The organism is Lentzea miocenica (assembly GCF_033949945.1).
GTDB classification, from domain to species: Bacteria; Actinomycetota; Actinomycetes; order Mycobacteriales; family Pseudonocardiaceae; genus Lentzea; species Lentzea miocenica.
This window is the reverse complement of sequence record NZ_JAXAVW010000021.1, coordinates 117,559-138,235: the sequence shown is the minus strand read 5'-3', so window position 1 is coordinate 138,235 and position 20,677 is coordinate 117,559. Positions and strand designations below refer to the sequence as shown.

Annotated in this window: 18 protein-coding genes; 7 read left to right on the top strand and 11 right to left on the bottom strand. The window is 69.3% G+C overall.

Features of this window, described 5'->3' with window-relative positions:
* Positions 1-100: 100 nt before the first annotated feature.
* Both rfbB and rfbD read left to right on the top strand, forming a co-directional pair.
* Positions 101-1,087: a dTDP-glucose 4,6-dehydratase gene (gene rfbB / locus SK803_RS25515; RefSeq protein WP_319968615.1), complete on the top strand. Its 987-nt coding sequence runs from the start codon at positions 101-103 to the stop codon at positions 1,085-1,087.
* A gap of 3 nt (positions 1,088-1,090) precedes the next feature.
* Positions 1,091-1,939: a dTDP-4-dehydrorhamnose reductase gene (gene rfbD, locus SK803_RS25510; protein ID WP_319968614.1), complete on the top strand. Its 849-nt coding sequence runs from the start codon at positions 1,091-1,093 to the stop codon at positions 1,937-1,939.
* Positions 1,940-2,179: 240 nt separating this feature from the next.
* Here the strand turns inward: rfbD and SK803_RS25505 are convergent, their stop codons facing one another.
* The 6 genes from SK803_RS25505 to SK803_RS25480 form a co-directional block, all read right to left on the bottom strand.
* Positions 2,180-3,289 carry a glycosyltransferase family 4 protein gene (locus tag SK803_RS25505; RefSeq protein WP_319968613.1) on the bottom strand — a complete coding sequence of 370 codons (1,110 nt, stop codon included), beginning with the start codon at positions 3,287-3,289 and terminating at the stop codon, positions 2,180-2,182.
* Positions 3,282-5,783, bottom strand: a complete 2,502-nt coding sequence (locus tag SK803_RS25500) for a glycosyltransferase (RefSeq protein ID WP_319968612.1) — start codon at positions 5,781-5,783, stop codon at positions 3,282-3,284. Before SK803_RS25500 ends, SK803_RS25505 begins: the two co-directional genes overlap by 8 nt.
* Before the next feature lie 3 nt (positions 5,784-5,786).
* Positions 5,787-6,314, bottom strand: coding sequence for a hypothetical protein (locus tag SK803_RS25495; protein ID WP_319968611.1), 528 nt, complete (start codon positions 6,312-6,314; stop codon positions 5,787-5,789).
* Between the two features lie 66 nt (positions 6,315-6,380).
* A complete protein-coding gene (locus SK803_RS25490; protein WP_406601576.1) occupies positions 6,381-7,229 on the bottom strand; it encodes a glycosyltransferase family 2 protein in 849 nt (282 codons plus the stop codon).
* A gap of 14 nt (positions 7,230-7,243) precedes the next feature.
* On the bottom strand, positions 7,244-8,371 hold the full coding sequence (locus SK803_RS25485; protein WP_319968664.1) for a glycosyltransferase family 4 protein: 1,128 nt from the start codon (positions 8,369-8,371) through the stop codon (positions 7,244-7,246).
* Positions 8,372-8,451: 80 nt separating this feature from the next.
* Positions 8,452-9,423 (bottom strand): glycosyltransferase family 4 protein, encoded by a 972-nt coding sequence (locus SK803_RS25480; protein WP_319968610.1) that lies wholly within the window; start codon positions 9,421-9,423, stop codon positions 8,452-8,454.
* Positions 9,424-9,443: 20 nt separating this feature from the next.
* Here SK803_RS25480 and SK803_RS25475 point away from each other — a divergent pair, with 20 nt between their 5' ends.
* Positions 9,444-10,364: a glycosyltransferase family 2 protein gene (locus SK803_RS25475; RefSeq protein ID WP_319968609.1), complete on the top strand. Its 921-nt coding sequence runs from the start codon at positions 9,444-9,446 to the stop codon at positions 10,362-10,364.
* A 5-nt stretch (positions 10,365-10,369) separates the two neighbouring features.
* On the opposite strand, the gene SK803_RS25470 is transcribed toward SK803_RS25475, so the two are convergent.
* Positions 10,370-10,756, bottom strand: coding sequence for a hypothetical protein (locus SK803_RS25470; protein WP_319968608.1), 387 nt, complete (start codon positions 10,754-10,756; stop codon positions 10,370-10,372).
* Between the two features lie 101 nt (positions 10,757-10,857).
* On the opposite strand from SK803_RS25470, the gene SK803_RS25465 reads away from it, so the two are divergent.
* The gene (locus SK803_RS25465; protein WP_319968607.1) at positions 10,858-11,925 is read left to right on the top strand and encodes a mannose-1-phosphate guanylyltransferase; all 1,068 of its coding nucleotides are present in this window, start codon (positions 10,858-10,860) and stop codon (positions 11,923-11,925) included.
* Entirely contained in the window at positions 11,918-12,796 is an 879-nt protein-coding gene (locus tag SK803_RS25460) for a DNA-3-methyladenine glycosylase family protein (RefSeq protein ID WP_319968606.1), read from the top strand. Before SK803_RS25465 ends, SK803_RS25460 begins: the two co-directional genes overlap by 8 nt.
* A 155-nt stretch (positions 12,797-12,951) precedes the next feature.
* Here SK803_RS25460 and SK803_RS25455 read toward each other — a convergent pair whose 3' ends face one another.
* Genes SK803_RS25455 through SK803_RS25440 form a run of 4 tightly spaced genes read right to left on the bottom strand, consistent with a single transcriptional unit; the run spans position 12,952 to position 16,533 of the window.
* Positions 12,952-13,479 carry an NUDIX hydrolase gene (locus SK803_RS25455; protein WP_030473320.1) on the bottom strand — a complete coding sequence of 176 codons (528 nt, stop codon included), beginning with the start codon at positions 13,477-13,479 and terminating at the stop codon, positions 12,952-12,954.
* Positions 13,476-14,798, bottom strand: coding sequence for a coenzyme F420-0:L-glutamate ligase (locus SK803_RS25450; RefSeq protein ID WP_319968605.1), 1,323 nt, complete (start codon positions 14,796-14,798; stop codon positions 13,476-13,478). Before SK803_RS25450 ends, SK803_RS25455 begins: the two co-directional genes overlap by 4 nt.
* Positions 14,791-15,744 carry a 2-phospho-L-lactate transferase gene (gene cofD / locus SK803_RS25445; RefSeq protein WP_319968604.1) on the bottom strand — a complete coding sequence of 318 codons (954 nt, stop codon included), beginning with the start codon at positions 15,742-15,744 and terminating at the stop codon, positions 14,791-14,793. The genes SK803_RS25450 and cofD overlap by 8 nt, the downstream gene beginning before the upstream one ends.
* 33 nt (positions 15,745-15,777) lie before the next feature.
* Positions 15,778-16,533: a site-2 protease family protein gene (locus SK803_RS25440; RefSeq protein WP_319968603.1), complete on the bottom strand. Its 756-nt coding sequence runs from the start codon at positions 16,531-16,533 to the stop codon at positions 15,778-15,780.
* A gap of 245 nt (positions 16,534-16,778) precedes the next feature.
* Between SK803_RS25440 and SK803_RS25435 the strand changes: the two genes are divergently transcribed.
* Positions 16,779-17,084, top strand: a complete 306-nt coding sequence (locus SK803_RS25435; RefSeq protein WP_051784712.1) for a WhiB family transcriptional regulator — start codon at positions 16,779-16,781, stop codon at positions 17,082-17,084.
* A 39-nt stretch (positions 17,085-17,123) separates the two neighbouring features.
* Positions 17,124-20,294 carry a glycosyltransferase family 2 protein gene (locus SK803_RS25430; RefSeq protein WP_319968602.1) on the top strand — a complete coding sequence of 1,057 codons (3,171 nt, stop codon included), beginning with the start codon at positions 17,124-17,126 and terminating at the stop codon, positions 20,292-20,294.
* The last annotated feature ends 383 nt before the right edge of the window (positions 20,295-20,677 follow it).

Below are 20,677 nucleotides of genomic sequence, written 5' to 3'. Positions count from 1 at the left end.
GTTTAGTCGTTTATAAGTGACACGACGTGACATTGCTGTGGGTTGCAACGATTAGGTACGTGACAGACTGCGAGCGGGGAACACCACGGGAGGAAATGGCATGCGCGTACTGGTGACAGGTGGGGCCGGGTTCATCGGCTCGCACTACGTGCGGGAGTTGGTGAGCGGGTCGTACCCGGCCTTCGCGGGTGCCGAGGTGGTGGTGCTCGACAAGCTCACGTACGCGGGCAGCGAGACCAACCTGGCGGCGGTCGCCGGCAAGTTCGAGTTCGTGCGGGGAGACATCTGCGACCCCGGCGTGGTGGCAGAGCAGATGCGCGGCATCGACGTGGTCGTGCACTTCGCCGCCGAGTCGCACGTCGACCGGTCCATCACGGGTTCGGCCGACTTCGTGCTGACCAACGTGCTGGGTACCCAGACGTTGTTGCAGGGCGCGCTGAACGCGGGCGTCGGCCGGTTCGTGCACGTCTCGACGGACGAGGTCTACGGCTCGATCGAGGAAGGGTCCTGGACCGAGACGCAGATCCTCGAGCCGAACTCGCCCTACTCGGCATCGAAGGCCTCTTCGGATCTGCTGGCGCGTGCGTTCCACCGCACCCACGGACTGCCGGTGAGCATCACTCGGTGTTCGAACAATTACGGGCCGTACCAGTTCCCCGAAAAGGTGATTCCGCTCTTCGTCACCAATTTGATCGACGGCAAGAACGTGCCGCTCTACGGCGATGGCCTGAACGTGCGCGACTGGCTGCACGTCGACGACCACTGCCGCGGCATCCAGCTCGTCGCGGAGGGCGGCCGGCCGGGGGAGATCTACAACATCGGCGGCGGCACCGAGCTCACCAACCGCGAGCTGACCGAGAAGCTGCTGGCCGCGACCGGCCGCGACTGGTCGGCCGTCGAGCCCGTGCAGGACCGCAAGGGCCACGATCGCCGCTACTCGGTCGACATCTCCAAGATCTCGTCCGAACTGGGCTACGCGCCGCGCGTCGACTTCACGGTCGGTCTCGCCGACACGGTCGAGTGGTACCGCGAGAACCGCGCCTGGTGGGAGCCGCTCAAGGAGCGCGCCCAGTTGGCGAAGGGCTGAGCGTTGATCCTCGTTCCCGGTGGTCGTGGCCAGCTCGGCCACGACCTCGCTGCCCTGTCCCCGTCCGTTCGCCCGATGTCCTCGGCGGAGTTGGACGTGACGTCGGTCACGGCCGCCGATCTGGCCGGTGCCACCGCGGTGATCAACTGTGCCGCGTACACGGCCGTCGACGCCGCGGAGACCGATGAAGCGCGCGCTTTCGAGGTGAACGCGGTCGGTCCAGGTCTGCTGGCTGAGGCGTGCGCATCCCTTGGCATCCCGTTGATCCACGTGTCGACGGACTACGTGTTCTCCGGTGACGGCACGCAGCCGTACGAGCCGTCCGATCCCGTTGGCCCGAAGTCCGCGTACGGCCGCACGAAGCTCGAAGGCGAACGCCGCGTGCTGGAGGCGGGCGGCTGGGTCGTGCGCACCGCGTGGGTTTATGGCGTACATGGTTCGAACTTCGTGAAAACCATGGCAGCGCTGGAGTCCTCGCGTCCGTCGCTGTCCGTTGTGGACGATCAGCTCGGCTCGCCGACGTGGTCGAAGCACCTGGCCGCCGGACTTCTCGAGCTCGCCTCGGTTCTGCCCGACGAGCGGTTGCTGCACGCGACCAACGGCGGTGAGACGACGTGGTTCCGTTTCGCACAGGCGATTTTCGAGGAACTCGGCGCCGATCCGGCGCGCGTGCAGCCCTGCACCACGGCGGACTTCCCGCGACCGGCCCCGCGGCCCGCCTACTCGGTGCTGTCGGGTGCGGCATGGGCAGCAGCGGGACTACGTCCGTTGCCGCACTGGCGAAGCGCCCTTTCGGACGCATTCCAGGCGGGCGTGGTAGCTCCCCGTACCGGTGCTGCGCCATTGGAGTGACCGGTCTGGCACGGCCGTTCCAAGTGCGGGAACCTGTTCGGCATGTTCGATTCCGGGCGCAATCCCCAGCGTCCCGCGACAGCGGATTCCGATCGGCAGCGCTTCCTCAGGTGCGTTGCCGCCGTCACGGGCTCGCGACAGGTGTCGTTGAGCCAGCTGGACAAGCATTCGCCGAGGCCGCACTCTCGGTGAAGCCGTTGGGGCGTCAGGGTTTCCTGACGCCCTACAACGAGAAAGCGGTCAGCGTTCCCTGCTGCGCCGGTACGCCTCGACCGTCTTCTCCGCGCACCGCCGCCAGGTGAACCCGGACGCGTAGGCCCGCCGTTCGGACTGCGCCTCGGGAGTGGTCGGCGCCGCGGCGGCCTGAGCCAACCCCTCGGCCAGCGCCTCGACGTCCCCGACCGGCACGTGCAACGCGTGCCCACCGGCGACCTCGCGCAACGCGGGTACGTCCGAACACACCACGGGCACGTTGCAGGCCAACGCCTCCAGCACCGGCAGCCCGAAGCCTTCGTCCCGCGACGGCAGCACCAGCGCGGTCGCCCCGGCCACCACGGACCTCAGGTGCACGTCCGCCAGGTACCCGGTCCGCAGCACTCGACCGTCCACACCGGACCGGCCGGGCCCGACGATCACCAACGGCGGCAGCGACGGGTCGGACGCATGTGCCTTGACCAGGTACTCGAGGCCCTTGCGCGGCCCGTCCGCCCCCACGAACAGCAGGTACTCCGACGGCAGCCCCAACCGGCCGCGCAAGGTCGCGGAAGGCGCCCGCGAGGCGAACCACGCCGGGTCGACCCCCAGCGGCGTCACGACGATCTTCTCCAGCGGCACCGAGAACCGGTCCGCCACCACGGAGGCCACCGCCGCGGTGGGCGTGCAGATCACGTCCGCCCGCTGAGCGGACAGCCGGACCAGCTCCGGCAACCGGCGGTCGGACGGCGGCAGGTCACCGGGCGCGTCCAGGAAGGCCAGGTCGTGGATCGTGACGACCTTGCCCGCCCGGATGGTCGGCGGCAGCACGAAGTTCGTGGCGTGCATGACGTTCGAGAACCCGGCCAGCATCTCGACCGGCGGGAACGGGGCGCGCAGCCACATCTGGCGCAACGCCCGTGCCGCGACGGGCAGGCCGCGGGCGGTGACGTCGTGCGGCAACACCGTCCGCAACGCGCGCCAGCCGCGCAGGGTGAAGGCCACCGCCCGCACGTCGACCGCGTCCGGCATCGATGCCAGTTCTTCGGCGAGTGCCGCGGTGTAGCGGCCGATCCCGGTGCGGTTTCCGAGCAGGGGCGTGCCGTCCAGCAGCACGGACAATGGTTTGTTCTTCGGGGTTTTCGGGGCTCTAACCATTACGTCCACCACGCGCGATTTTGCGCAGACGCCCCGTCGCCCGCTTGGCCAACTCGGTCGGGCCGCCCGCGTCCAGGTACTCGCGCACCAGCCGGAGGTCCCGCTTCATCTTGTCCGCCGTGCTCAGCCCCGGTGTGCGCACCATGGGAGCGGAGCCGGACAGACGGTCCGCGGCCGGCCTCGGGTTGCGGCAGAACTCCGCCAGCGGCGCGAGCGCCGTCTCCCAGGTGAACCGTTCGCGTACAACGGCGATGTGCTCACGGCACGCGGCCGCGAACTCCTCGTCGTAGAGCACCTTCTCCAACGCATCGGCCAATGCCTCCGGGTCCTCCGGCGGCACGACGACGCCCAAACGCTCCCGCTCCACCAGGTCCGCGAACGAGTCGCCGGACGTGGTGACGATCGGCAGGCCCGCCCACAGGTAGTCGAGCACCCGCGTGCGGAACGCGAACGTGGTCTCCACGTGCTCGTAGTGCGTGGTGACACCGCAGTTCGCGTCGAGCAGCCAGTTCTGCCGCTCGGTGTAGGGCACCCATCCGTCGTTGAAGAACACGTTCTCGCCGGTCAGCCCCAACGACGCCGCGAGTGACCGCGTCTGGCCGGCGATGTCCATGTCCGGGACCTCGGGGTTCGGGTGCTTCATCCCGAGGAAGTACAGCTTCGCGGACGGCTGCCGCTGCCGCAGGTGGTCCATCGCCCTGATCAGCGACAGCGGGTCGAACCACGAGTACACGCCACCGGCCCAGATCACGACCTTGTCGGCGTCCGTGACGCCCGGCACCACACCCTTGATCGCCGGGCCGGTGCGCTGCGGCGGCTTGCCCGACAGTCCGAAGGGGACGATCCCGAGCAACGACTGCGTGGTCGGGTCGTTGTCGTACAACGTGGGCGTCAACCGGCCCAGCGCGGCCAGATGGCCGAGCCAGAAGTGCCGCTGCCGTTCCGACGCGCAGAGGAAGAAGTCGCCGCGCTCCAGCTGGTTCGTCAGCACCCGCGTGACGCTCTTCAGGTCGGCGGCGCGCTTCTCGTCGCTGTCGTCCTTGCCCTGCTCCAGCAACTCGAGGTGCATCGGGTCGTAGATGTCGCAGACCACGATCTTGGTGGAACCGGGCTGCTTGAGCTCGCTCGCCATCTCCAGCGCGTGGCCCTGCAGCACGATCACGTCGGCCCACCTGACGTTCTCCGGCAGCTGCTTGAGCTTGACGCCCTCGATGGTGAACGGCGCGTCCGGCGGGTCGCACAACGGGTTCGTCGTGATCAGCCGGACCTCGTGCTCGCCGGACAGCACGTCCGCCATGTGCCACGCGCGGATCGCCGGGCCGGCCATCCGTTCGGAGATCGCGTCACCGGTGATCACCAGGATCTTGCGCGGCTTGCCGAACACCTCGTCGATGCCGAGCGCCTCGACCAGGATGTCGTGCGCCACCAGGTAGCGCGGGATGTCGTACGCGGGCTCCAAGGCCTTGCGCATCAACGGAACCAGGTCGACGTCCGACATCCGGCGCGAAGCCTGCTCGACCCGCCGCGACTCGGCCAGCAACGGCATCATCTCGACGAACTGGTCGATCGCGAGGAACCCGGCCAGCGACTGACGGGGGATCTCGGCGGGCCGCCGGTCGTCAGCCGGATCGGCCGGTCGGCGGGTGATCTCCAGCTGCTTCGCGTCGATGTCGCCGCGCGCGGTCGCCCTGCGCACCACCAGGGCCAGGGCGGCGGGCAGCACGCGGGCGAGGGTCTCGTCGGAGAAGTTCTTGTAGAGCGTCGCGAGGGCGTTGCGCTCCAACAGGTACAGCTCGCGGCTGTGGTCGATCGAACTCATCGACGCGTGGTGGCGGTGGAACGTGAGCGACGAGGGCTCGTAGCGCACCCGCCAGCCGCGCAGGTTCAGCCGCCAGCCGAGGTCGACGTCCTCGTAGAACATGAAGAACCGCTCGTCGAACCCGCCGAGCTCGCGGTACAGCTCCGCACGCACGAACAGTGCCGACCCGGTGCCGAACAGCACGTCGCGCGGGGCGTCGTGGCTGCCGTCGTCGATCTCGCCGACGTGCCGCTTGTACCCCATGCCGAACCAGGTCAGGCCGGCGTCGACGAAGTCGATCTTCTTGCCGTCCCAGTCGAGCACCTTGCTCGAGACAGCGCCGACCGTGGGCTCCGCGTGGAACACCTTGATCGCGGTCTTGATCCAGTTCCGGTCCGCGCGCGCGTCGTTGTTGAGGAAAGCGAGCACGTCGCCCGTGGCGTACTCGACACCGAGGTTGCAGCCGCCCGCGAACCCGAGGTTCCGGTCGTCCTTGACGACCTTGACCCAGGGCAGCCCGGACAGTTCCGACTTCAGCCGTGCGGTGTCGTGCGCCTCGTTGTCGACGACGATCACCTGGAGCAGCTCGGCGGGGTAGTCCACCTCGGCCAGGCCGCGCACACAGGTGATGGTGTCCTCAGCGCCGCGGTAGTTGACGACGACGACGGAGACGACGGGCAGAGATGCTCGATCCACGCGCTAAGCCTGCCTCATCACTCTGCGCGCCCGCAGTGTGGTTGCACAGATCAGCAGCATCAAGACAGCAACCGGTACCCCGAACACCCATTCGCCGGACCAGTCGTTGCGCTCGGCGAGCAACGGCCGCATCACCGGATGGCGCAGCACGGTGGCCGGACCAGGCTGCATGCGCTTGTCCTGCTCGCCCAGCACCACGATCCGCGGCTCCGCACCGTCCGGGCAGGTGATGTGGTGCGCGAACGCGGGGTTGTCCGGCCCCGGCAGCTCATCGACGCTCCTGATCACGCACGTCTCGGGCGTGCCGAGCACGTCCATCAACGCGCGGTGACCGTCGCTGACCAGCACCGCCGTTCCGGGAATCACCACCATGAACGCGGGCAGCACCAGCCACGGCACGAGCTTGCCGACACCCCACGCGAACGCGAGCGACGCCAGGCAGCACGGGATCAGCACCACCAGCTGGTAGCGCTCCGGCACGACCGCGCCCAGCACGACCGCGGCGGCGATCGCGGTGAGCCCGATCACCATGAGTGGTATAGGTCGCCTCATCGCTGTGAGGACGCCCACGACCCAGGGGAGGTTGGTCTGGACACCTCAGCCTCGCGTGAGGAGCTTCACCCGCAACGTGAGACCGGCCTTCAACACCAACCGGAACGGCGCCCACAACACACCCTGATGCCGATCGGCGAGGTACCGGTAGGCGCTGCGGTGGTGCTCACGCAGCATCCGGTCGCTCGACCGCGCCGTCGAGTGGCCACCGATGTGCGTGACCTCCGCGTCCGGCACGTAGACGTTCTGCCAGCCGGCCTTGCCGACCCGCTCGCCGAGGTCCACGTCCTCGAAGTACATGAAGTAGCGCTCGTCGAAGCCCTTGACGGAGTCGAACGCCTCGCGCCGCATCAGGAAACAGCTGCCGGACAGCCACCCCGCGGTCCGCTCGACCGGCGCCTTCTCCTGCCGATACGCACGCGTCCACGGGTTCGACTTCCACACCGCGCCGAACACCGCATGCCCGACCCCGCGCCCGAACGACGGCAACAACCGAGCCGACGGGTAGACCTCACCGTTGGGCTCCCGGATCAGCGGCCCGAACATCCCGCCACGCGGCCAGCGCGCGGCGGCCTCGATCATCGTGTCGATGCTGCCGGGCGCGAACTCGATGTCGGGGTTGGAGATCAGCACCCAGCCGACGTCCTGCCCCAGCGCCGCCACCCCGCGGTTCGCCCCGCCGCCGTAGCCGAGGTTGCCCCCGGTCGGCAGGAACGTGACGTGCGGGCGCTCCGCGGCGACCTTCTCCGGCACACCGTCCGTGGAACCGTTGTCGGCGAGGATCACCTGCACCGAGCGGGTGGTCGCCTTCGCAAGGGTGTCAACGAACGGTTCCAGCGTCTCGCCCGGCGAGTACGTGACCGTCACGACACCAAGTCCGTCGCCGTAGTTCACGCGCGTCAGGGTAGTCAGCGGCGGCGGCGCACCAGCGCCGCCCTCTCGTACGCCAGCCGGTGCCGCTCCGCGCTGACCGCCCACGAGAAGTCCTTCGCCCGCTGCTGCCCCGACGCCGCGAGCGACGCCCGCCGCGCCGGGTCGTCCAAAAGATCGGCGATCGCGGCTGCGATGTCACCCGCTCCGACACCGCAGTACGCGACCGCCTCACCACCGACTTCCGGCAGCGACAGTCTTCGGGTGGTCAGCACGCAGGCGCCGCACGCCATGGCTTCGAGCACCGGCAGGCCGAAGCCCTCGCCGAGCGACGGGTAGGCGACCAGCTCGGCGCCGCCGAGGAAGCCCGCGAGCTGCTCGAACGGCAGGTAACCCGCGCGGATCACGCGGATGCGGTGCGGCACGGAGTCGAGCGCTCGTTCTACCTGGCCGTCCCAGCCGGGCTGGCCGGCGAGCACCAGTGCGGGCGGGTTGGCGCGGCCGACCATGGCCTGGGCGAAGCCGCGGATCAGGGCCGGGACGTTCTTGCGCGGCTCCAGCGCGCCGAGGAATGCCACGTAAGGCGTGTCCCCCAACGACATCGTCCGCCGGACCGCCATCACCTCGTCGGGCGACGGCGGGTGGAAGCGTTCGGTGTCGACGCCGTGTTGCGCGATGTGCAGCACGCGGCGTTCGGCCCCGGCGACGCGCACCAGTTCGTCCGCGGTCGCCTGGGACGGCACCACGCACAGTTCGGCGCGCTTCAGCGAGGCGCGCGTCCACGTGCGGAAGAAGCGCGCCTTCACCGACGAGTGCAGCACCGGGTCGGTGAAGAACGTGGCGTCGTGCAGCGTCACGACAGAAGCGGCCTTGCTGGCCAACGGAAGCGTGTAGTGCGGCGAGTGCACGACGTCGATGCCCATCGTGCGGATCAGCCGCGGCAACGTCGTCTGCTCCCAGGCCAGCCGCGCTGTCCTGGTGGCCACGGCGTCGGCGGCTCGCACTACGCGGGCGTTCGGCGCGATCTTGGTGAACAGCTCTTCATCGCGCGGCTGGCACACGACGGACAGCTTGGCGCCGTCGGCATCCAGCGCCGCGACGAGCGAATCCACGTAACGGCCGACGCCACCTCGGTCTGCTGGGACCGCGGTGGCGTCGATCAGCACGCTGGGTTCGACAGTCGACACGATCAGCTAGCGTAATGTCATTTGCTAATGCGTTAAGCGGGAATGCGCCAATCCGGTCGTTACATGTGTGTGTCCCAGACACCCAGCGCTGTCTTTTCCCAGGTGAACTCACTCGCGCGGGTGATCCCGGCCACGACGGTGTGATCAGGATCCGCCCAGACGGCCCGCAATCCTTCCGTCAAAGACGCCAGATCGCCCCGCCGCACGACGGTGCCCGCGCCGCCCGCGACCTCCACCAGAGCCGGGTCGTCGGAGTGCACGACGGGCACGCCCGCGGCCATCGCCTCGAGCACCGGCAGCCCGAACCCCTCGGCCAGGCTCGGTGCGGCGAGCACCGTCGCGCCGGCCAGCACCGAGGCGAGCCGCTGGTCAGAGACCTTGCCGAGCAACGTCACGTGTTCAGAGCGCAGATCAACACCGCCCCAGCCCTGCGGACCGACCACGACCAGCGGGATCTTCAACCGCTCGGTGGCGCGCACCAGCAGCGAGAAACCCTTGCGCGGCTCGATCGTGCCGATGGCGAGCACGTACCGTTCGGGAAGATCGGCCGGCTTCTCGCCGACGAGCCTCGTGACACCGTTGGGCACGACGTGGACAGGAACTTCCACCCGCACTTGCTCGCTCAGTTGATCGGCCACGGCTCGCGTCGGCACCACCAGCGCCCGTGCCTGCCTGGCGGCCTTCGAGATGACCTTGCGATGCCACGCGACCCCGCGCGGCGTCAGCGTTTCCGGATGCGTCCACGGCACCACGTCGTGCACGGTGACGACCGCGCCCGGCAGCGGGGCCAGCGGCGTCGGGGCGTGCACGTGCGGGCCGAGCCTCGGCGGCAGTCCGCGTTCCCACAACGCCACCAGTGCCCGTCGCGGCACCCTGATCACGCGATCCGCGTTGGCGGTCGCCGCGCTGGTCACGGACCAGCCGTCCGGCGCGTTCTGGGCCAACGCCCGGAGCAGTTCCGCCGTGTAGCGGCCGGTGCCGCCGGGGACGGGTGCGTTGAGTTGCTCGGTCAGGACTACTAGCTCGGGCACGTCGCGTACCGTCTCACGCCGTGTCGGCACTCAGCACCGTGGTGGTCGTGACGTGGCGGGGCCGTGACCACATCACGGCGTGCCTGGACGCCCTCGCGGCCCAGAAGAGTCCACATAGGACGATCGTGGTCGACAACGCGTCCGACGACGGCACAGCCGCGCTGATCAGCGGACACGGCAGCGAACCCGAGGTCGTCCGGCTGCCGCGCAACCGCGGCTACGCGGGTGGGCTCGCCGCCGTGCTCGACCGGATCGACACCCCGTACGTCGCGTGGCTCAACGACGACGCGGTACCGGACCCGTCCTGGCTGGCCGAGCTGGAGAGCGCTCTCGAAGCCGACTCCGGCGCGGCCGCCGCCACCTCGTCGATCCTGCTGACGGACGGCTCGACGCAGTCCGTCGGCGTGGCGCTGACGGCGGACGGCTACGGCAAGGACGTCGTGCTCGCCGGACGTGAGGTGTTCGGGTTCTGCGGTGGTGCCGCGCTGCTGCGAACGTCCGAACTGCGGGCCGCGGGTGGCGTCCCGGACGGCTTCTTCTGTTACTACGAGGACACCGACACGGCCTGGCGGTTGCGGCTGGCGGGGCACCGGGTGATCTCCGTCGGACCGGCGCGGGTGCGGCACCGGCACGGCGCCAGCACGCGGCCGGGTTCGGCGCTCTTCCACCGCTGGAACGAGCGCAACCGGTTGCTGATGCTGTTGCGCTGCGCCCCGTTCTCGGTGGCCGTGCGCGAACTCGCACGGTTCCTGGTGATCACGGCGCTGCTGCCGGTCCGCAAGGACGTGCCGGACGCGGCCAACTTCAAGCTCGGGCTGCGGCTGAGGGTGCTCGGCGAGGTGCTGATCAGGATGCCGGCGACGCTCGTCCAACGGCTCGTGATCGGCACGCGGTCGAAGGTCGCCCGCCGCGTCGTGTGGAGCGACTGGTCAGGCCGCTAGGCCCCTCACATGTCTCCGCTGAGCCGCTGTGAAAGTGAATTCCGCGTTTGCCGGTGGTTCGAGACGGTCGGGATCACACCCGGCTGCACGACTTGAGTGATCTCCGCGTCATCTGCGGGGCCTGACTGCACGGGCATCGGCTGGGTCGGCATGTGCTGACCCGGCACGTGCTGGGGCGGTCGCGGCGCGGACTGCTGCCCCATCTGGTGGGGGTTGAGGATCATGGTCGAGTCCGGGTCCCGGCGCGGGTCCATGGCGTTGACCAGCGTGCGAGGGATCTGTTGCGTGTCGGACGAGTCCATTGGCGACGTCATGTTGTCCGGCGTCACGATGTTCCGCCCACGTGCGCGGGCGCGGGCGAGCATGGCGTCGGCCCGGTCGCGGGGGTCCATGTCGGATTTAGCTCCTTGCCGGGACCAGATCCCGTATGACGATCTGCTTCGTGTCAGAGTATTCCGTCGAACGGCTTGCCGTAACGCGGAGGAGGAAAAAGGTGCACGGCGTCGAAGCTGTGGTGCTGGTCGGGGGCAAGGGCACCCGTCTTCGCCCGCTGACCCTGTCCGCTCCCAAACCCATGCTCCCGACCGCGGGGGTGCCATTTTTGACGCACCTGCTGTCGCGGATCAAGGAGGTCGGCATCACTCACGTGGTGCTCGGCACGTCCTACAAGGCCGAAGTCTTCGAGGAGTACTTCGGTGACGGATCGAGGCTCGGGCTCGAACTCGAGTACGTGGTCGAGGAGGTCCCGCTCGACACGGCGGGGGCCATCCGCAACGTGGCCGACAAGCTGCGCGAACCCGACGTGATGGTCTTCAACGGCGACATCCTGTCGGGCGTCGACCTGACGGGGATCGTCGACACGCACCGCAAGCACGAGGCGGACGTGACGCTGCACCTGGTGAAGGTCGCGGACCCGCGGGCGTTCGGCTGCGTGCCGACGGACGACGAGGGGCGCGTGCAGGCGTTCCTGGAGAAGACCGAGAACCCGCCGACCGACCAGATCAACGCCGGTTGCTACGTGTTCCGGCGCGAGGTGATCGACGCGATTCCGGCCGGTCGCCCGGTGTCGGTGGAACGCGAGACGTTCCCCGGCCTGCTGGAGGCGGGAAAGCGGCTCCAGGGCCACGTCGACGCCACCTACTGGCTGGACCTGGGCAAGCCGGAGGCGTTCGTGCAGGGCTCGGCGGACCTCGTCCGTGGTGTCGCGCCTTCCGCGGCCGTTGCGCAGCCCGGTGACTTCCTGGTGCTCGAAGGCTCCGCGGTGCACGAAGGTGCGACGGTGCGCGGCGGTTCGGCGGTCGGTGCGAACTGCACGGTCGCCGAGGGCGCGGTGCTCGACGGCGCGATCCTGTTCGACGGCGCGGTCGTCGGCGAGAACGCGATCGTGGAACGCTCGATCGTCGGTGCCGGTGCCCTGGTGCAGGCCGGCGCGGTGTTGCGCGATGCCGTGGTCGGCGACTCGGCCGTGATCGGTGCGCGCTGCGAGCTGATCGGTGGAGCGCGGGTCTGGCCGGGTGTGGTGCTGCCCGAGGCCGGCGTGCGCTTCTCGACGGATGCCTAACAGATCCTGGACACCACCGTTCCCGCTCGACTTGGGCGCGGTGCTCGGATCGTTGCGCCGCGGGCCAGGTGACCCGTCCTTCAGCACGGAGGGCGGCATCTGGTTCGCGGCGAACACCCCGTGCGGCCCCGGCACGTTGCACGTCAGACGGACCGACACGGTCGAAGCCGAAGCATGGGGCGACGGCGGGCAGTGGCTGCTGGACGGCCTGCCCGCCCTGCTCGGCGCGGACGACCCGGTGGACGAGTTCGTCGCCCACCACCCGGTCATCGCCGAGTCCCGCCGCCAACGACCAGGCCTGCGGCTCGGTTCGACCGGCCGCGTCTGGGACCTGCTGTTCGCCTCGATCCTGGAGCAGAAGGTCACTGGCACCGAAGCGTTCCGGACGTGGCGCGAACTGGGCCGCCGCTTCGGTGAGCCCGCTCCCGGACCGTTGCCGCTCAAGGTCCCGCCGACGCCGCACAAGCTGCTCAGCCTGCAGGACTGGGAATGGCACCAGTGCGGCCTCGACGGCGCCCGCCGCCGCACGTTGATCAACGCCGCTCAGGTCGCGCACCGGCTGGAGAAAGCCGCCGAGATGCGCAGCCGGGAGCTGCTCGAGAAGGTGCCCGGCATCGGTGTGTGGACGTCCGCCGAGGTGGCGCAACGGTCGTGGGGCGACCCGGATGCCGTCAGCGTCGGCGACTACCACGTCGCCAAGAACGTCACGTGGGCGTTGACCGGCACGCCCGGCGATGACGACGGCATGATGGAGCTGCTGGAGCCCTACAAGCCCCAGCGCCACCGCGCGGTCATGTACCTGGAGGCCGCGGGCATGCGGCGCCCACGCCGAGCCCCAAGATTCTCGCCCCGCGACTACCGCAAGTTCTAACGCCCCTGGCGGGTTCGGGCGTCTGCAAGTACCACCAACCCATGATCAAACCGCCTGTAACCACACCCAACCTGTTCGGCGCTCGCCGAACAGGTTGGGTGTGGTTACAGGCCTGTTGATGTTGAGTTGGTGGTACTTGCAGACGCCATCAGCAGTTAGCGGAGGCGGGCCAGCGCCGACTCGATCAACGGGTGCAGGTCGTCCACGTTGTCCGGCAACGAGTCCAGCGGCCACCACTGCAGGTCCACCGACTCAGCTGACCGAACCGGCTGCGCCCCGACCGGCGCCCGCACCAGGAACCGCACGTCGAAGTGCCGCGTCGGCTTCCCGAGCGAGCACGTGATCGGGTGCACGTCGAGGTGGATCGGCGTCGGCTCGATGCGCAGCCCGCGCATGCCGGACTCCTCGGTCGCCTCGCGCAACGCGGCGGCGGCCAGCGAGACGTCCTCGGGCTCGCAGTGGCCGCCCAGCTGGAGCCACCGGCCCACGCGCGGGTGCAGCGTCAGCAACGCGTGCTCCGCGGTGGCGTCCAGAACGAGCGCAGAGGCTGTCAGGTGCCCCGGCTCGCAGGAACGCCGGCAGGCGTCCTCACGGGCCGCCAGGAAGCCCAGGTAGGCCTCCTTCAGCGCGTCCTGTCCGGTGAAGCGGCTCAGCGTCGAGACCGCGTCGGCGTGCAGTGTCACAGCTCGATCAGCCCTTCCAGCGGCTCGCGCGGCGTCAGCGGCTCGGTCGGGTGCCCGACCGCCACGGCGCCCAGCGGCTCCCAGTCCTGCGGAACACCCAGCACGGAACGCACGAGGTCCGCGCAGAAGATCGTCGACGACACCCAGCACGAGCCGAGGCCCTCGGCGGCCAGCGCCACCAGCAGGCCCTGCACGGCGGCGCCACCGGCGACCGTGAACATCGTCTTCTCGGCATCGGCGCGGCGGTCGTCGGGATAAGTGTGCGCACCCTCGCGGACCAGGAACGGCACCACGATCTCCGGCGCCTCCACCAGCAGGTCACCCCGCCGCAGCCGGCGCGCGATCTGCTCCTCGGTGAACCCGTCGCCGCGCAGGTCGGACGTCCACTGCTCGCGCATCGCCCGCAGCAGTTCCTCGCGCTTCTCCCGCACCAGCACGAACCGCAGCGGCTTCGTGTGGTGCGGCGCGGGCGCGGTCAACGCCGCACCGACGGCCCTGCGCAGCACCGCGAGATCGACGGGCTCGGAAGAGTAGAACCGCACGGACTTCCGCATCAGCACGGCCTCGGCGCGGCCCTGGGCCAGCGCCTCCTCGGTGCCGAGCCGGAACAGGTCCTCCTCGGTCGGCCGGACCAGGTCGCGGGCCGTGGAGCCGTCGTCGACCACCTCGAACCCGCGCAGCACCGCCACCGGCACCGCGCCGAGCTTGCCCTTCACGAGGTCGGCGGCCGACGCGATCTCGTCGGCGACCGCGACCATCGTCACCGCGAGCTCGTTGCCGTGCTCGTCGACAGCGCCCGCGTAGTCGTGCAGCACGCGGATGCCGGACGAGCCGATCGCGGCGTCGGTCTGCCCGATCCGCCACGCGCGGCCCATCGTGTCCGTGACGACCACGGCGACCTCGACGCCGAGCAGCCCCTTCAACGCGCCGCGCAACGCCGCCGCAGACCCGTCCGGATCCACAGGGAGCAGCGCGATCTCGTCGCCGGCCACGTTCGAGGCGTCGACACCGGACGCGGCCTGCACGATGCCGAGCTTGTTCTCGGTGATCAGCGTGCGCATCTTGCGGGCGATCACCCGCACCGACTCCGCGTCGACGTGCTCGCGCCGGATCCGGTCCCGTTCCTCCGGGTCGGAGGGCACGCGGACCAGCCGGCCCTCCACTTTGGACAGGATCTTGGACGTGACGATCAGCACGTCGCCGTCGCGCAGCCAGGGCGCGGCCGTCGCGATCGCGCCGGCCAGATCGTCGCCGGGGCGAAATTCCGGCAGGCCGGAAACCGGCAGCAGCTCCAGCGCCGCCGCGGCGTGATCAGTCAACTTCGACTCCGGCCAGTTCCAGCGCGGCACGGGCCATCTGCGCCGTGGCGTCCACATCGGACATCAGCAGCGGAACCGCGCGCACCGCGACACCGGGCACATCGGCGCGGTCGCCGGTGTGCACCAGCCACGCGTCCAGGATGCCGTCCTCCGAGCACTTGCGAGAGCCGTAGAGCCGTCCGACGGCCTCGGCGGAGGTCTCCACGCCGATCGCGTCCAGACAGGCGTCGGCCATGCCCCGCAACGGTTTCCCGCCGATGATGGGGGACAGGCCCACGACGCCGGCCTCGGTCTTGCGCAACGCGTCGCGCACGCCGGGGATGTTCAGGATCGTGCCGACGCTCACCACGGGGTTGGACGGCGCCAGGATCACCGCGTCCGCCTCGGCGATCGCGTCCAGCACGCCGGGCCCCGCGGTGGCGGTCTCGGCTCCCACGAACGCGAACGACAGCGCGGGCAGCGCGGCCCGGTGCTTGACCCACCACTCCTGGAAGTGGATCGCCTTCGTCTCGCCGTCCAGCTCGACGACGACGTGCGTCTCCACGCGGTCGTCGGACATCGGCAGCAGTCGCACGCCCGGCTTCCACCGGTCGCACAGCGCCTCGGTCACGGCCGACAGCGGGTAACCGGCGCGCAGCATTCTGGTGCGGACCAGGTGCGTGGCCATGTCGCGGTCGCCGAGCCCGAACCACGACGGCTCGGCGCCGTACGCGGCCAGCTCCTCCTTGACGGTCCACGACTCACCCGCGCGGCCCCAGCCGCGTTCGGTGTCGATGCCGCCACCCAGCGTGTACATGCAGGTGTCGAGGTCGGGCGTGATGCGCAGTCCGTGCATCCACACGTCATCGCCGGTGTTGACCACCGCGGTGACGTCCGACCCGAGTGCTTTGAGTCCCTGGAGGAACTTCGCCCCGCCGACCCCGCCGACCAGTGCTACGACCTTCACGCCGTCCCATGCTTCCACAGCGGCCCGGCAGGCCTACAGGTAGCGCCAGAACATGAAGGCGATGGCACCGCCACCGGCCGAGCTCGGGTCGCCTCCGATGAGCTCGAACACCCAGGTCGCCGCCTGGAAGAACAACCTGTTGACCTCGGAGAAGCCGATCAGCACGGCGAACAGGATCAGCGGCGCCCACGGCCGGGCCTTCGCGCCGAACTGCTGCGCCTGGTACGACATGAACGGCTCCAAAACACCCCAGCCGTCCAAACCGGGAATCGGCAGGATGTTCAGCACGAACGCGATCACCTGCAACAAAGCAAGGTACGAAATTGCGGCGGCGAGCGCGGCCGGCGGCGAGAAGAGCGTGACGACCAACGCGAGCAGCACACCGATGACGAGGTTCGCGACCGGTCCCGCGAGTGAGACCAACGACTCGATCTTCTTCGACCGCAGCGCGTGGTGGTTGATCCACACTGCGCCGCCCGGCAGCGGGATTCCGCCGAACGCGAGCAGCACCAGCGGCAGCACGATGCTCAGCACAGGGTCGGTGTAACGGCGGATGTCGAGGGTCAGATAACCCTTGTCACGTACCGAAAAATCGCCGCCCTTGTACGCGACGGCGGCGTGCCCGAACTCGTGCAGGCACAGCGTCACCGCCCACCCGGCGAGTACGAAGAGGATGGTGCCCGAGATGATGGCGACGTCACCTTCGAGCAGGGTGAGTGCCCCTCCCGCGGCTGTTGCCGCGAGCAGGCCGAGGAACAGTGGACTGGGGCGCACCGCTGATCGCTTCACCCCACCAGTGTGGCGTGTCGGCTGGCGTCGTGGGCCGTTCGGGGACCCGTTGCGACACCTGAATCACTGTCTGTGCTGCCAGTCAAGGTTTTTGCGGCCATCCGCGCGAATATCCCCCGACGTGTGGACTCCGCTTGACCGCCCGCTGTGACGCAGGTGTAATCACATCGGTGTCATTCGTCGTTGTGGGAACGGCGACTGGCGTCCGCCAACCGGGGAGAGCGGAAGGCGAGGAGGCGGACGAAATGCAGGAATTCGAAGAGCTCGAAGAAGATCACGTCACGCAGCCGGTCGTACAGGGCGAGCTGTCGTACCTGTTCGACCCTGCCGACGAGCAGGACTGGCAGGAGCGCGCGCTTTGCGCACAGACCGATCCCGAGGCGTTCTTCCCCGAAAAGGGTGGTTCGACGCGGGAGGCCAAGCGCATCTGCCTGGGCTGCGAGGTGCGTTCGGAGTGCCTTGAGTACGCACTCCAGCACGACGAACGCTTCGGCATCTGGGGCGGTCTCTCGGAGAGAGAGCGTCGCAAACTGAAGAAGCGAGCCGTCTAGTCGGACAGAAGCGTGATCTTTCTGCCTTAACTTGAGGACGTGACAAGTCCTCACCCGAGGCTCCGGACCGCGCCGGTGCTGTGCGTCCTGGTCTGCCACGACGGTGACCAGTGGCTCAGCACGGCGCTGTCCGCCTTGCGGCGTCAGCGAATTCGTCCTCGGCACGTGATCGCGGTCGACACCGGATCAACCGACCGAACGGCAAAGGTGCTGGCAGAGGCCGGAGATCTGCTGGACGGCGTGCTGACCGTGCCCCGCGGCACCGGTTTCGGCACCGCCGTGCGGCTCGGCGTCGAGCACGCTGTCGAACGGTGGGGCGACCCCGGCAAGTGGCTGTGGTTGCTGCACGACGACAGCGCGCCCGAACCCGACTGCCTGGCCGCCCTGCTGACCGCGGCCGAGGTGTCGCCGTCGGCTGCCGTGCTGGGTCCGCTGTGCCTCGATTGGGTGGATTCTCGTCTGGTCGTCGAGGCAGGTTTGTCGACCGATTCTTCAGGACATCGACAGACTGGCTTGTCGTCCGCGGAGCATTCCGCGTCGTTCCAGCAGAGCACCGAGGTCCTCGCCGTCTCGTCGGCGGGATCGTTGATCCGGCGTGAGGTCTGGCACGCGCTCGGCGGTTACGACGAGGCGATGCCGCTGCTGCGCGACGACGTCGACTTCGGCTGGCGCGCTAATCGCGCGGGTCATTTGGTCCTGTGCGTACCGGTCGCACGCATGCGTCATGCGCGCGCCGCGACTAAAAGCATGCGTCGTTTGGATGCGGCCATGGCGCGCCCAGGCCCGTCATTTCGTGGCGTCGACCGCGCGCACGGCATGCGTACATTCTTGGTCAATTGTTCAAGTACCTCGTTCCTCATCGGACTACCGCGACTGCTCTTTCTGTCGCTGCTGCGCGCCCTTGGCTTCTTGTTCCTCCGGCGTTTCGCGGACGCACACGCCGAAGTGGGAGCCGCCCGCTACCTCCTGACCAGAGGCCGCCTGCTCGAAGGCCGCCGCGCGCGCCGCGGTTCCGCCGTCGTGCGCGGCCTCTTCACCAGCAGACTCACCAGATTCCGCAACGCACTGCGCGCCGGCGCGACGTTCCTGATCCGCCGCCGCCTGGAAGCCGACGCCGCGCTGGGTCGTTTGCCCGCAACCGATGCCAGTTCGACGTGGCTCGAACCGTCCGAAGTGGACTCCCGCGCGTTCGGTCCCGCCGCCCTGCCCGCCGGTGCCTCCCGCGGCCGCCCGCGCGTCGCGGGTCTGCGCCGTCCCGCTGTCGTCGTTCCCGTCGACGCCGCCCTGCCCGGCGCTCTTCGTCCGGCGCCGAAGCCGCGTCCTTCGCCTGGACCTCGCGGCGCCTCGCCCGGCATGGTCTTCGTCGAGGTCGACCAGTCGCGGGTGCTTCGGTCCTTGTTGCTGGCGCCGCCGGTGCTGCTGTTGTTGTCGCTGTCCGCTGTCGCGGTGGTGGCGAACTGGTCCCGTCTGGGCCTCTCGCTCGCGGGTGGGCGGCTGCTCCCCGTCGGCTCGGCCGGGTCGGTCTGGTCGACGTATCTGGCGTCCTGGCACCCGGTGGCCGGCGGCACCGCGGCTCCCGCTCCTGCCGCGTTGGCTGTTCTCGGGCTGATACCCGGCGGTCCGTCGTTCGCCGTCGCCTTGCTGTTGCTCGGCGATATCCCCCTCGCGGCGTTGTCCGCCTACATCGCGTCACGCGGCATGCGCGTGCGGCGTTCCGTGCGCGCGGTGGTGGCGGCGTTCTACGGGTTGCTGCCCGTTGCCACTACGGCCGTGGCCGAGGGACGTTTGGACGTCGTCGTCGTCCACGTCGTGACACCCGTGGTGTTCGCAGGCGTGTACGCGGTGTTGCGCGCTTCTTCCACCCACGCGTGGCTGCCGATGGCTTCGGGTACCGCGATCGGCGTCGCGGTGTTGGGCGCCTTCTCGCCGTTGACCCACGTCGTGACGATCGTGGGCGCGCTGGCCGGGTTCGTCGCGGTGTCCGGCGGGGCTCGGCGGATCGCCGCCCTGTTCGCCATCGTGTTGCTGCCGATGGCCTTGTTGTTGCCCTGGCCTGCGGTTTTGTTGCAGCACCCGGAGATGGTGCTGAACGGCCTCGGCGCCGCGTTCGAGTCGCCGCCGCCGAACCTGATCGTGTGCTCGGTGTTCGTGGCCGCCGCGTTCGCCGCTGCTGTGCTGCGGCCCAGCGCTGCGATGTTGCCGGGGCTGTTGGTGATCGTGCTGGCCATTGGCTCGTTGGCCGCGGTGGTTGCCGTCAAGGCTTGGCCCGGGACGCCGTTGGTTCTCTTGGCGTGGGGGCTGGTGTACGTGGTGCTGGCCGGGTGTCAGCGCGGGGTGGCGCCCGGGGTGGCTGGGCAGGTTCGGGTTCGCCGGGCTGTGTACGTCGTTGGTGTTGTGACGTTGGTCAGTCTCGGGGTGGCCGGGTTCCTGGATCTTCGGGCTGGGCCGTTGAAGGCTGACGGCGGGGTTCAGTTGTCGGAGTCGTTGACGGCCGAGTTGGACCGGACCGGGCGGTCCGTGTTGATCCTTGGCGGTCCGGTTCGGCAGGTGGCTGGGCGGATGCCCGCGTTCGGCGACGACGACCTGGTGCCGACTGTCTCGTCGCCTGCTCGGCTTCGGCGGTGGAACACGTCGTTGCTCGAAGGGGCGCCCGCGGTGGTGAAGACGACGCTGGCTCAGGCGGCTTCGTCCGGGGTGTCGTTCGTGGTGTTGCCGTCTGAGGAGGTGGCGTCGCGGATTCGTTCTGCCGCGGGGGAGTTGGTGTCCGTGGCGCCGGCGGCTTCTGATGGGCGGCCGGTTTTGCGGTTGCGGTTGGCTGCGGACACCGGGGTTTTGCTGGGGCCCGACCTGGCTCGGCGGGCTCGTACTGGTGGGGAGCCTCCTGCCGAGTTGGCTGCTGCCGGGGTTTCGCCGGTGAATCTTTCGTTGCCGGATGTGGCGGTGAAGGTTTCTGCTGGTGGGGAGGGGCGGGTTCTCGTTCTTGCCGCTGAGGACGAGCCTGGGTGGACGGTTTCGGTGGATGGGGTTCGGGTTCCGGTCGTGCGGGCTTGGGGGCATTTGGTCGGGGTGCCGTTGCCGTCGGGTGGGGCTGAGGTCCGGGTTGAGATGGCTTCTACGTTGAGGGACTTTTTGTTGTTGGCTCAGGCGGCTGCGGCGTTGTTCACGTTGTTGACCGCTGTGCCTAGTCGGCGGCGTTCGCCTGGTGCGTAGGTGGTTGGGTTGCGGGCGGCGAGTCCTGTTGCGTGCTTTCCCTGGGGGACTCCGTCCCCCAGACCCCCTGCCAATCTGATCAGGGGGTACCACGCCACGTGCGGGTTGATGGCACGCCTGTTGCTTTGGGCGGCTGCCGGTTGCGTAGGCGTGCGGATCTGGTGACGGGGACCCCCACCGGAACCACACGAGAAAGCCAAATCCAAGCGCCTCGGCTTCGCCATTGGCGGCGTGACCCCCAAGCCGCGGCCGTTGCCCGGCAGTCCTGTCCGGCCTCAGCCCGGCCCGGCGGCCCAGCCCGGCCGCTTCCTCGGTTCTGGCCAGCCTTCAGCCGTTGTGTTGCCCAGCCGGTGTGAGAGCCGCCACGCTCGTGAAGGTGGCGG